This window comes from Anaeromyxobacter diazotrophicus (assembly GCF_013340205.1).
Classification (GTDB): domain Bacteria; phylum Myxococcota; class Myxococcia; order Myxococcales; family Anaeromyxobacteraceae; genus Anaeromyxobacter_A; species Anaeromyxobacter_A diazotrophicus.
The window spans coordinates 356,343-368,683 of record NZ_BJTG01000001.1; the positions used below are offsets into that span (position 1 = coordinate 356,343).

Annotated in this window: 8 protein-coding genes; 1 reads left to right on the forward strand and 7 read right to left on the reverse strand. The window is 73.8% G+C overall.

The window, feature by feature from the left end; genetic code table 11:
* Positions 1 to 109: 109 nt before the first annotated feature.
* The 7 genes from HWY08_RS01620 to HWY08_RS01650 form a co-directional block, all read right to left on the reverse strand.
* Positions 110 to 1,369, reverse strand: coding sequence for a YhjD/YihY/BrkB family envelope integrity protein (locus tag HWY08_RS01620; RefSeq protein WP_176062371.1), 1,260 nt, complete (start codon positions 1,367 to 1,369; stop codon positions 110 to 112).
* Positions 1,366 to 3,666 (reverse strand): Rne/Rng family ribonuclease, encoded by a 2,301-nt coding sequence (locus HWY08_RS01625; protein ID WP_176062372.1) that lies wholly within the window; start codon positions 3,664 to 3,666, stop codon positions 1,366 to 1,368. Before HWY08_RS01625 ends, HWY08_RS01620 begins: the two co-directional genes overlap by 4 nt.
* 195 nt (positions 3,667 to 3,861) lie before the next feature.
* On the reverse strand, positions 3,862 to 6,534 hold the full coding sequence (locus tag HWY08_RS01630; protein WP_176062373.1) for a TIGR03960 family B12-binding radical SAM protein: 2,673 nt from the start codon (positions 6,532 to 6,534) through the stop codon (positions 3,862 to 3,864).
* A 98-nt stretch (positions 6,535 to 6,632) separates the two neighbouring features.
* Positions 6,633 to 6,923 (reverse strand): acylphosphatase, encoded by a 291-nt coding sequence (locus HWY08_RS01635; protein ID WP_176062374.1) that lies wholly within the window; start codon positions 6,921 to 6,923, stop codon positions 6,633 to 6,635.
* The gene (gene ligA / locus HWY08_RS01640; RefSeq protein ID WP_176062375.1) at positions 6,920 to 8,998 is read right to left on the reverse strand and encodes an NAD-dependent DNA ligase LigA; all 2,079 of its coding nucleotides are present in this window, start codon (positions 8,996 to 8,998) and stop codon (positions 6,920 to 6,922) included. The genes HWY08_RS01635 and ligA overlap by 4 nt, the downstream gene beginning before the upstream one ends.
* Before the next feature lie 59 nt (positions 8,999 to 9,057).
* Positions 9,058 to 9,570, reverse strand: a complete 513-nt coding sequence (locus HWY08_RS22140; RefSeq protein WP_176062376.1) for a pilin — start codon at positions 9,568 to 9,570, stop codon at positions 9,058 to 9,060.
* A complete protein-coding gene (locus HWY08_RS01650; RefSeq protein ID WP_176062377.1) occupies positions 9,567 to 10,631 on the reverse strand; it encodes a hypothetical protein in 1,065 nt (354 codons plus the stop codon). Before HWY08_RS01650 ends, HWY08_RS22140 begins: the two co-directional genes overlap by 4 nt.
* 318 nt (positions 10,632 to 10,949) lie before the next feature.
* Between HWY08_RS01650 and rho the strand changes: the two genes are divergently transcribed.
* Positions 10,950 to 12,263, forward strand: coding sequence for a transcription termination factor Rho (rho, locus tag HWY08_RS01655; protein WP_176062378.1), 1,314 nt, complete (start codon positions 10,950 to 10,952; stop codon positions 12,261 to 12,263).
* Positions 12,264 to 12,341: the final 78 nt, after the last annotated feature.

Consider the following 12,341-nt stretch of genomic DNA (forward strand, 5'->3'; position numbering starts at 1 on the left):
TCGGGACTGCCTCCAAACCGAGTCCCGTCCAGGTTGGGAGGAAGCCTAGCGGAACCCTCCGAAATCAGCAAGGGTTCCGCTGGCATGGCCAGGATGGCGCCGCAGGCGCTCAGGTGCGCTGCGCGGCTCCCCCGCTCCCGGCGGGGCTCCCGCGGGACTCGAGCGCCTGGCAGAGCTCCGCGAAGCTCTTCGTGCCGAGCGCCTCGGCGGCCGCCCCCTCGGCGCCCGCGAGCACCAAGGACAGCAAAGTTTCCGCAGGGTTGCCGCTCGCCGCCGGGGGCTCGCCCGCCACCGCGGAGCGCACATCCGCGAGCGAGATGTGCTCCAGCGGCCGAGCAGGTACGAGCCCGCCGCTGGCCACCTCCAGCACGAGCCGCCGCCCCCGCAGCGTGGCGACCATCTCGCGCACCGGCTCGGCGAAGGTGCCGATGCGCAAGGCGATCTCGGCCGAGTCCGGGGGGAGGGCGCCCGCCCGGAACGCGAGCGCCACCTCCAGCATCACCCGCGAGGCGAGGAGCTCGCGGCCGAGGACGGTGCCCTGTCCGGCCGGCGCGTGCCCGGCCAGGATGACGCGGGCGTGCTGCGCCACGAACGCGACGCGCGCGCCGAACAGCACCACGGTCCAGGACACGTACAGCCAGAGGAGGAAGATGGGGACGGAGGCCACCGAGCCGTAGATGGCGTGGTAGCGGAAGAAGCGCGCCACCGCGAGGGTGTAGAGCGCCTTGGCGAGCTCCCAGGCGAGGCCCGCCACGAGCCCCCCCACCGCCGCCGCCCACGGGCGCACCCGGGTGGCAGGGAGGAACAGGTAGGCGGCCGCGAAGAGCAGGCACGAGACGAGCACGGCCGCGACGCGGACGAGCACCTGGCCCACCGGCGCGCCCTCCAAGAAAGCGCTGACCGCGTGCCCGAGGGTGAGCGACCCGGCGAGGAGCAGCGGCCCGAGCGTGAGCCCGGCCCAGTAGAGCAGCGCGCGCTGCGGCAGCGGACGCGACCGCCGCACCCACCAGATGTCGTTCACGGCCCGCTCGACCTGACCGAAGAGGCTCACCGCCGAGAAGACGAGCAGCGCGCCGCCCACGAGCCCGGCGCTGGTGGCGTGGGCGTTCCGGACGAAGCGGTCGAGGTAGGGCTCGATCGAGGCGCGCGCCCCGACCGCCAGGTTGTCGAGCAGGTAGCCGTGGATGCCGCGCCACATCGCGTCGGTGCCGGCGAAGGCGCGCACCACCGTGAACGCCACCACCAGCGCCGGCACCAGCGCGAAGAGCGACAGGTAGGTGAGCGCCATCGCCCGCAGGCGGACGCTCTCGCCCCGCATGGCGTGCAGGAGCGGCCTGGCGGCGGCGAGGCCGCGTGCCGCGCGCGTCACCGGCCCTTGCCGCCCCCGGGCGCCTCGGCCGGCGCCGGGTCACCGGCCGCGCCGGCACCGCCCGCTGCCGCCTCGCTCGCCTCGGCCTGGGGCTGGGCCTGCGCCTGGGCCGCACCCCGGCCCTGACCGCGTCCGCCGCGGCGACCGCGGTCCTCGCGCTCGCGCTCCTTCTCGCCCCGGTCCTGCCGGCCGTAGATGTCGAACTGCTCCTGGTGGTAGCCGGACTGCGGCTTCACCTGGATGGTCTTGTTGTACCGGTCCATGAGGTACCGCAGCTCGTCGCGGTCCTCGCCCTGCAGGATGCGGGCGACCTCGGGGTGGCAGTTCACGACCAGCACCGGCTCCGGGAAGCTGGGCGCGTCGCGGCGGATCTCGCGGAAGATCTCGTAGGCGACCGTCATCTTGGAGCGGAGGTGCCCCTTCCCGTCGCAGTAGCTGCAGGGCTCGTTCATCATGCGCGTGACCGACTCGCGCACGCGCTTGCGCGTCATCTCGACGAGCCCCAGCTCGCTGATCTTGAGGACGTTCGTCTTCGCCTTGTCCCGCCCCAGCGCGTCCTGCAAGGCCTTGAAGACCTTGTCGCGGTTCTGGGGTTTGTCCATGTCGATGAAGTCGATGATGATGATGCCGCCGATGTTGCGCAGCCGGAGCTGGTAGACGATCTCCTTGGCCGCCTCGGAGTTGATCTTGGTGATCGTCTCCTCGAGGTTCTTCTTGCCGACGTAGCGGCCCGAGTTGACGTCGACGGCGGTGAGCGCCTCGGCCTGGTCGATGATGAGGTAGCCGCCGCTCTTCAGCCACACCTTGCGCTGGCTGGCGCGCTTGAGCTCCTGCTCGATCCCGTACGCGTCGAAGATCGGCTCCTCGCCCTGGTAGAGCTCGATCTGCGACTCGAGGTGGGGCGCCTGCTCCTTCACGAAGCGGAGGATGCGGTCGTACTCGTCCCGGTCGTCGATGACGAGCTTGTGGACGTCGGCGGTGAAGAGGTCGCGGGTGGCGCGCAGGATGAGGTCGAGGTCGGGGTGGAGCAGCGCCGGCGCGCCCACCTTGTCCTTGGTGCGGATGATCTCGTTCCACACCTGGATGAGGAAGCGGATGTCCGCCTCCAGCTTCGGCGCCTCGACGTTCTCCGCCACGGTGCGGACGATGAAGCCGGTGCCCTCCGGGCGCATGCGGTCGACGATCTCGCGCAGCCGGCGGCGCTCGCCCTCCTTCTCGATGCGGCGGCTGATGCCGATGTGATCGACGGTCGGCATGAAGACGAGGTGCCGCCCCGGCAGCGAGATGTGGCTGGTGATGCGGGCGCCCTTCGTCCCGATCGGATCCTTCGCGACCTGGACGATGACCTCCTGGCCCTCCTTGAGGAGGTCCTGGATGTTCTTCGTCCCCTTCTCGCGGCGCTCCTCGCGCCCGTGCCCGTTGTGGCGGGCGTTGCCGCGGTCGCGCTCCCCGCGATCCCCCCGCTCGCCGCGGTCCCCGCGGCCGCGCCCGTCGCGACGGCCGCGCTCGCGGCCGTCCCGGCCGTCGCGCCCGTCGCGCCCGTCGCGCGCCTCGCGCGCCGCCTCGGCCGGGCGCGCCTCGCGCTGGCCGCTCGCGGGCGCCGCCGCCGGCGCGGTCACCTCACCGGCCGCCGCCGGAGCCTCGGCGATGGGCGACCCCGCCTCGGCGGGCGTCGCGGGCGTCGCGGCGAGCTCCAGCTCGGCCTGCGCCGGCGCCTCCGGCGCCGCGGCGGCCTCGGGCGCGGGCGGCAGCTCCGGGACGAGCAGCGGCGGCGGGGCCGGGACGGGCTCCATGCCGACCGCGTTCGTGAGCGCGATGGGCGCGAGCGGGGCGGCCGCGGGCTCGCCCTCCGCGGGCTGGGCGGCGCCCGCCTCGGCGGCGGCGGCCGGCTCCGCCGCGGGAGGCGGCGCCTCCGCGGGCTGGCCCTCGCCGGCGGCGGCCGGCGCGGGCAGGGCCGCGCGGGCGCGCGCCTCCTGCTCCTCGGCCTCCTGCTCGCTCGGGACCTCGTGCAGCGCGTTCGCGTGCTCACCCTCGGTGAGCTCGAACTCCTCCGAGAAGTCGGGGTCGCCGTAGACGTCGCCGACGTACAGGAAGGCGGCCTTCTCGAGGCCGATGTCCACGAAGGCCGCCTGCATGCCCGGGAGCACCCGGACCACGCGGCCCTTGTAGATGTTGCCGACGATGCCCTTCTCGCGCTTACGCTCGAGGTAGAACTCGTGGATGGTGCCGCTCTCGACGAGGGCGACGCGCGTCTCAGCGCCTGCGGCGTTGATGACGAGGATGCTCGAACCGGCCATGTGGGACCTCGCTGGCCCTGCCGCGCCGCGCGCGTGCGGGATGCGAGGCCACGCATGGCCCTGGCCGCGGCGAGCCGGGGCCTCGAGGGCTCCGGGTCGTCCAACCGATCGTCGAGCTCGCGCTCACGTCCGCATCCTTCCGCGCCGGCTGCTGCTCTGGCCGCCCCGCGGCGGCCCGGCGGGCGTTCAATGTGTTCAGGCGTCGAGGTAACGGGGCGCGCGGGGGATACCGGCCTGCGGTCGCGCGCTGGTCGTCCTCTCGAAGCTGACGCCTTCCTTCAAGACCTTGACTCCCCTGGGCGGGGCTCCGTCGCCGAACACCGCCGCCAGCACCTCGGCTGGCTTGGCGCTCCCCGACGGGTCCGCCTTCAAGCTGAATGCGACCCGCCGTTCACCCTCGAGGGCGAGGTGGGTCACGATGTCCTTCAGGTCTATCTCCCTTGCCTTGCCCTGCGCAATCTTCTCGCCGCGCTTTCGGTCCTTCCCCTTCCCGGGGGAGGTGCGGCGGACGGTCGCCTGGGCCGACTCCTCGAACCGGGCGATGGCGGCGCCGAGCCGCTCCTCGGTCCAATCCGCAGGAAAATCGGCGATGAAGTGCACTGCCCGGAGCGAGGCGCTGATGGAGGTGGCGCGGGGATCGAGCGGGCGCGCCTCCTCGACGGTCAGGCCGGGCGGCAGCGCCGGGGCGAGCCGCGCCGCGATGGCGTCCGCGTCCGCGGCGCCGACCAGCTCGAGGTCGAGGTACTCGCAGCGGCTCTCGACGCCCACCGGCAGGGCCGGCCCGAAGGACACCTTGGGCTTCGGGTGGAAGCCCTGGGAGTAGGCCATGGGCAGCCCGGCGCGCCGGAGCGCGCGCAGGATGGCGTGCATCGTCTCGAGGTGGGAGAGCGCCACCAGCCGGCCGGTCTTGGAGTACCGGACGCGCAGGTGAGTGCGGACCGGCGACTCGGGCGGGCGCGGCGGCCGCGGCGGCTCCGGGACGTAGTCCTTCGCCTCGTGGACCCGGTTCTTCACCACCTCGTAGTCGCACGCGCCGCAGACGGTGCAGGGGGCGAGGACGCAGTCCACCACCTCGGCCTGGTTGCGCGCCGCGGCGAGCTGCTTCTGGAGGTAGGGCTTCGAGACGCCGCAGTCGATGCGGTCCCACGGCAGCACCTCGTCGAGCGGACGCCGGCGGTGCGCGAAGAAGGCGAGCCCGACGCCGTGGACCCGCTCCAGCTCGCGGAAGGCCTCGAGCCAGCGCCCCTCGTCGAACCACTCGGACCAGCCGTCGAGCCGCTGCCCGGCGCGGTAGGCGGCCAGGATGGCGGTCCCCACCCGGCGGTCGCCGAGCGCCAGCGCCCCCTCGATGGCCGCCTGGCGCGCGTCGTGGGGCTTGAACTGGATGGCGCCGTTGCGGCCGCCCAGCTCGGCGGTGATGAGCTGCTGCCGCCGCCGCGTCTCGGCCTCCGCGATCATCGGCTCCCACTGGAAGGGCGTGAACGGCTTCGGGACGAAGGTGCTGGCCCCGAGGTGGATGGTGGCCGAGCCCTGCCCCTTCGGCAGCGTCCGCCGCGCCACCTGCAGGCAGCGCCGGGCGAGCCCGGCGATGGCGGCGACGTCCTCGTCGGTCTCCTCGGGGAGGCCGATCATGAAGTAGAGCTTGAGGAGCGACCAGCCGTTCTGGAAGATCGACTCGACCGCCCGGAGCAGGTCCTCCTCGCGGTTCCCCTTGTTGATGACGGCCCGCATCCGCTCGGTGGCCGCCTCCGGCGCGAGCGTGAACCCGGTCTTCCGGATGCGCCCGATCTTCTTCGCCAGCTCGTCGCTCATCGTCTCGGTGCGGAGCGACGGCAGCGACATGGCGATGCGCTCGCCCTCCCACCGCTCCAGGAAGTCGTCGAGGAGCGGGTTCAGGCAGCCGTAGTCGCCCGAGCTGAGCGAGAGCAGCCCGACCTCCTCGTAGCCGGAGGCGGCGAGGCCGGTCTCGGCGAGGCGCAGCACCTGCTTCGGGCTGCGCTGGCGCGTCGGGCGCGTGATCATCCCCACCTGGCAGAAGCGGCAGCCCCGGGTGCAGCCGCGCTGCAGCTCGATGGGGAGCCGGTCGTGCACCGTCGCCATGAACGGCACCAGGGGCCGCTCGTAGGCGGTGGTGGAGAGCGCGTCCAGGTCGGGCATCACGCGGCGCTCCACCCGCTCGTAGCCGGGGAGGAGCGGCTCCAGGGCGGCCAGCGCGCGGGTGGCCGGGTCGAAGCGGGGCGCGAAGAGCGAGGGGACGTAGACCCCCGGGACGCGCGCCAGCGCGCGCAGGAGCTCGGCCCGCGGCGCGCCGGAGCGCTTCCACGCCAGCACCGCGTCCGCGATCTCGTGGACCACCGCCTCGCCTTCACCCACCGCGAAGGCGTCGAAGAAGTCCGCCGCCGGCTCGGGGTTCATGGCGCACGGGCCGCCGCCCAGGACCAGCGGGTGCCGCTCGGTCCGCTCGCGCGCGAGGAGCGGGATGCCCGCGAGGTCGAGCAGCGCCAGCGCGCTCGTGTAGCAGAGCTCGAACTGGAGCGTGATGCCGAGCACGTCGAAGTCGGCCACGCGCGCCCGCGACTCGAGCGTGAAGAGCGGCTGGCGGCGCTCCCGCAGCAGCGCCTCCATGTCCGGCCAGGGCAGGAAGACGCGCTCGCAGGCGACGTTCGGCCGGTCGTTGAGCGCGTGGTAGAGGAGGCGGAAGCCCAGGTTCGACATCCCGACCTCGTAGGTGTCGGGGAAGGCGAGCGCGAACTTGAGGTCGGCGGCGCCGAGGTCCTTCACCACGGCGCCGAGCTCGCACCCCACGTACCGCGAGGGCTTCTGGGCGGCGAGGATCAGCTCGTCGAGGGCGGAGGGGTCGCGGTCCATGTCGTCTCGGGCGGCGGGTTGGAACCGCCGGTGGCCCGCTCCATGGTTGCTCCCGGCGCCAGGGGGCGCGGGAAAGGGGGCCGAGCTTTTAGCAGGTTTCAGAACGCGATGTCGAACGCGGCGAGCCCGCCCTGGGCCGCCTCCCAGCTCGCCTGCACGTCCTCCACCCGGGCGAGCCGAGGGCCCCGCCGGCAGTAGCGCACGAGCGCCTCCAGCGCCGGGCGCTCCCCCTCCGCCAGCACCTCCACGGAGCCGTCGGACCGGTTGCGGACCCAGCCCGTGAGCCCGCCGATCCGGAGCGCCTCGTCTGCGGTCGACTGGCGGAAGGCGACGCCCTGCACCCGGCCCGTCACGACCACCCGCACCCGCTCCTTCGCCGCCCCGCTCATGGCTCCCCCCCGGCGAGCAGCCGCTCGAACTCCTCCTCGCCGACCACCCGCACGCCCAGCTCCTGCGCCTTCTTGAGCTTCGACCCGGACTCCTCGCCCGCCACCACCAGGTGCGTCTTCCTGGAGACCGAGCCCGCCACCTTGCCGCCGCGCCGCTCGATCTCCGCCTTGGCCTCGTCCCGGGAGCGGCGGGCCAGCGCGCCCGTGAGCACCACCGTCTTGCCCGCGAAGAAGCCGCCCACCGCGGCCGGCTCGGGCGCGGCGACGACGCCCGCCGCGAGCAGCCGGCGCACCACCTCCTGGTTCTGCGGCTCGCCGGTCCAGGCGCGGATCTCGCGCGCGGTCTCCTCGCCGACGTCGCGCACCGCGGTGAGCTCCTCCTCGCCCGCGGCGAGGAACGGCTCGACGGCGCCGAAGTGGCGGGCCAGCGTCGCCGCCGTCGCCTCGCCCACCTGCGGGATGCCGAGCGCGTTGAGGAAGCGGCGCAGCGTGGTCTGCTTGGAGCGCTCGAGCTGCGCCACGATGTTCTGGGCGCTCTTCTCGGGGAGCTCCTGCGGCTTCGCGCCCTCGGCCGGCTTCCGGTTCCGGCCGAACGCCTTCTGCCAGTCCTCGAAGCGCACCGCGTACAGGTCGGCGAAGTCCTTCACCAGCCCGGTCGAGACGAGGTGGGCGGCGAGCTTCTCGCCGAGCCCGTCCACGTCCATGGCGCGGCGCCCGGCGAAGTGCGTGAGCCGCCCGACGAGCTGCGCCGGGCAGGCCGAGCCGGTGCAGCGGTAGACCTTCTCGCCCTCCTCGCGCACCACCCGCGCGCCGCACACCGGGCAGTGCTCGGGAAAGACGAACTCCCGCTCCTCGCCGGTGCGCCGCTCCGGGATCGACTTCACCACCTCGGGGATCACCTCGCCGGCGCGCCGGATGAGCACGAGGTCGCCGACGCGGATGTCCTTGCGCCGCATCTCGTCCTCGTTGTGGAGGGTCGCGCGCGAGATGGTGGCGCCCGACAGGCGCACCGGCTCCACCTCCACCACCGGCGTGAGGACCCCGGTGCGGCCGACCGAGGCCCAGATCTGCCGGACGCGCGTGGTCTCCTCCTGCGGCGGGTACTTGAAGGCGGCCGCCCAGCGCGGGAACTTCGAGGCCGCGCCCAGCCGGCGCTGCCAGTCGAGGTCGTCCACCTTCACCACCACCCCGTCGGTGTCGTAGGGCAGCTCGAAGCGGCGGTCCGCCATCCGGTCGCGGTAGGCCTTCACCTCGCCCATGCCGAGGCAGAGCCGGTTCTCGGGGTTGGTCTCGAAGCCGTAGGCCGCCAGCGCCTGGAGCTTCTCCCAGTGGTGCCGCCAGGGGGCGCCGCCGTCGCCGCCCGGCACCAGCGCCTCGTAGGCGATGAAGGAGAGCGGGCGGGTGGCGGTGACGCGCCAGTCGAGCTGCCGGAGCGAGCCGGCGGCGGCGTTGCGCGGGTTCGCGAACGGCTCCTCGCCCTGCCGCAGGAGGAGCTGGTTCATGGCGGCGAAGTGCTCCTTCTGCAGCAGCACCTCGCCCCGGACCTCCAGGCGGCGCGGAGCGCCGGCGAGGCGCGCGGGGATGCCGCGGTTCGCGCCCAGCCGCCCCACCGTCCGCAGGTTCTGGGTGACGTCCTCGCCGTTCACGCCGTCGCCGCGGGTGGAGCCCTGGAGGAAGGCGCCGTCCTCGTAGACGAGCTCCACCGCCAGCCCATCGAGCTTCGGCTCCAGCACGTACCGGACCGGCTCCTCGGCGGGCAGCCCGAGCAGGCGGTGGACGCGCGCGTCGAGCTCGTCCAGCTCCTCGTCGGTCTGGACGTTGCCGAGCGAGAGCATCGGCTCGCGGTGCACCACCCGGCCGAACCGCTCCGAGGGCGCGCCGCCCACGCGCTGGGTGGGCGAGTCGGGGCGGGCGAGCTCGGGGTGCTCCGCCTCCAGCGCGGCCAGCTCGCGCATGAGCCGGTCGTACTCCGGGTCGGAGAGGATCGGCTGGTCGAGGACGTAGTAGGCGTGATCGGCGGCGCGGAGCTGCCCCCGGAGGGCCTCGGCGCGCTCCGCCGCGCTCGGCTCGGTCATGCGCGTGGAGCATGGCCCGGCGCGGCCGCGCGGGCAACGGGATCCGGCGAGGTCCAGCGCTAGAAGGTGTCGGCGGAGCCGATGATCAGGTCCGAGACCGGCAGGAAGCTGTAGCCCTTCGCCAGATACGACATGGTGCGCGTGCTGGTCGCGCCGTCCCCGTCGAGGTCGCCGACGCCGGTCACGGTCATGGTGAGCGGCCCGCCGGTGGCGGTCAGGTCGTTGATGGCGAAGGAGTAGCTGTAATACGTGTCGCCCTGGATGAGCATCGGGAGCTGGTTCCAGCCCGCCATGCTCCAGTCGATGCGCCCCTTGCCGACGCCGGGGACCGCGGCGGGGTTCCAGGCCCCCGCGAGGCCGGGCGGCACGCGCTGCTGGTTCTGGACGATGTCGTTCACGGCGCGGCCGAGGCCCACCATCACGATGCTGCGCTCCGCCGCGCGCGAGCGCAGCTGGAACTTCTGGTAGCCCGGGAGCGCGACCGAGGACAGGAGCCCGATGATCCCGACCACGATCATGAGCTCGATGAGCGTGAAGCCGCGGGCATGAGCGGCGGCGCGAGGTGACCTCATGGCTTTCCTTCCTTGACTTGCGAGGCGGGCTCCACCACCCAGCCCCCGCTCGGCAGCGCGCGCAGGACGTTCCCCTTGGCGCGCTCCTGCTCCGTGAACGCCTCCAGCTCGGCGGGGCTCACCTTCGCGCCCGGCTCGACGAGCAGCAGCTGTCCGCCGGCGCCGTCCGGGACGACGAAGGTGTGGGCCGGCGCGCCGGCCAACGTGGGCGTGGGCTCCGGCGGCTTGCGCGTGGCGAACTGCCAGCCGTGGTAGCCCCCGACCGCCGCCAGCGCGATCGCGAACGCCACCCACAGCCCCTTGCCGCTGCGCTCGGTCCGGGCCGCCTCGGCCGCGGTCAGGTTGGAGAGGACCCGCGGGGCCGGGCGCGAGGGCGAGACGAAGGGCGCGGCCGGCAGCGGCGCGGGCGCGGCGGGCCCGACCCGCGCCAGGGCGCCCGCCAGGGCCACCCCGCCGTCGACGAGGGCGAGCCGCACCGGGTCGAGCGCCTCGGCGGCACCGGGCGGCGCGTCGGCCCCGGCGACCTTCACCTTCAGCAGGAGCGCGTCCACCTCGCCCAGCAGCGCCGGCAGCGCGGCGCCGTGGAGGTCCGGGCGCGTGGGCACCAGCGCCACCGCGAGGTCGAGCCGGAGGCGCAGCCCCGCCGCGCCGCGCAGGAGGCCGGGGTCGAAGGAGAGCGGGCCAGAGGTGAGCGCGGTGCGCTCCCCCTCCGAGAGCGCGGCCGCGACGCGCTCGGCCGCGGCGCGCCAGTCGGGGTCAGGGTGGGCCTCGCCGCGGAGCGCCGCCGCCAGCACCGCCTCCGCCTCCTCGGCGGAGGGCAGCGCCCCGGGGACGGGCGCCTGCACCGCGGTGAGCGCGGGCGCGCTCGCCGGCGGGACGGGGGCCGGCGCGGCGAGCGGGGCCGGGGCCGGCCGGACCGCCGGGGCCGCGGCCGGCGCCGGCGCGGGGGGGGCGGCGGCCGGCGCGAGCGCCACGGCCGGCACGAGCGTCGGGACCGGCGTCCGCGCCCGCCCGGGGAGGGGCGGCGGCACGGCAGGGGTGGCGCTTCGCTGTTCGGGCATCCGTGCTCCTCGCGAGCCCGGAGGAGGCCCGTGCCCGCGAGTGTACCGCGCGCACCAGGCCCCACCGAGCCACGGACCTGCCCCGAGTTCATGGTCTGAGAGCGGCACCGACCTCCGCCTCCATGCGCCCCCCTTCGCCCCCGCCGCCGCCGGGCCTCATGGCGGCGGCGCGCGGCGGGGCGCCCGGTTGACAGCGCAGGAGCAGAAGCTTAGGAATCTCAGCCTCTCCCGCTGCGAGCTCCCTCGCACACGCACGCACCGAACCGAGCCGGATCCGCGCCGCGCGTCCCCCGCGCGCCACCCCTCAGGACGAGTCCCATGCCCGCTGCCGCTCCCGCCGCCCCCGCCGCCTCTCCCAGCCACACCGACCTCAAGCACATGAAGGTGGCGCAGCTCACCGAGCTCGCGACCTCGCTCCACATCGAGGCGGCCGGGGCCCTCAAGAAGCAGGACCTCATCTTCGCCATCCTCCAGGCGCAGTCGAAGGTGGCCGAGGAGAAGAAGGAGGAGATGGAGGTCGGCGGCGAGGGCACGCTCGAGGTGCTCCCGGACGGCTTCGGCTTCCTCCGCAGCCCGGACTTCAGCTACCTGCCCGGCCCCGACGACATCTACGTCTCGCCCTCGCAGATCCGGCGCTTCAACCTGCGCACCGGCGACACGGTGCGCGGCACGGTGCGCCAGCCCAAGGAGGGCGAGCGCTACTTCGCGCTGCTCAAGGTCGACTCGATCAACGGGCAGCCGCCGGAGGAGAGCCAGTCGAAGGTGCTCTTCGACAACCTGACGCCGCTCTACCCGACCGAGCGGCTCCGGCTCGAGCACGATCCGAACGAGATGACCACGCGGGTGGTCGATCTCTTCGCGCCCATCGGCAAGGGCCAGCGCTGCCTCATCGTCTCCCCGCCCCGCGCCGGCAAGACGGTGCTCCTGCAGAACATCGCGCACGCCATCACGACCAACCACCCCGAGGTCACCCTCATCGTCCTGCTCATCGACGAGCGGCCGGAGGAGGTGACCGACATGGAGCGGACGGTGAAGGGCGAGGTCGTCTCCTCGACCTTCGACGAGCCCGCCACGCGCCACGTCCAGGTGGCGGAGATGGTCATCGAGAAGGCGCGGCGGCTGGCCGAGCACAAGAAGGACGTCGTCATCCTGCTCGACTCGATCACCCGCCTGGCGCGCGCCTACAACTCGGTCGTCCCGCCCTCGGGCAAGATCCTCTCCGGCGGCGTCGACTCGAACGCGCTCCACAAGCCGAAGCGCTTCTTCGGCGCGGCGCGCAACATCGAGGAGGGCGGCTCGCTCACCATCATCGGCACCGCGCTCGTCGACACCGGCAGCCGCATGGACGAGGTGATCTTCGAGGAGTTCAAGGGCACCGGCAACTCGGAGATCGTGCTCGACCGCAAGCTGATGGAGAAGCGCATCTTCCCGTGCATGGACATCGCGAAGAGCGGCACGCGCAAGGAGGAGCTGCTCCTCCCCCCGGCGTGGCTCTCCAAGATCTACATCCTGCGCCAGACCATCCTGAACGGGCTCGACAACGTCGAGGCGATGAAGTTCACGCTCGACAAGTTCCGCCAGGTGAAGAACCACGACGAGTTCTTCAAGATGATGGTCGGCGGCGGCAAGTAGGGCGGGCGCTCGTCCTCCGCCGCGGCCGCCCGCACCGCGAGGACCGCCCGGCGCGCCCCGCCGCCCTTGACGTAACCG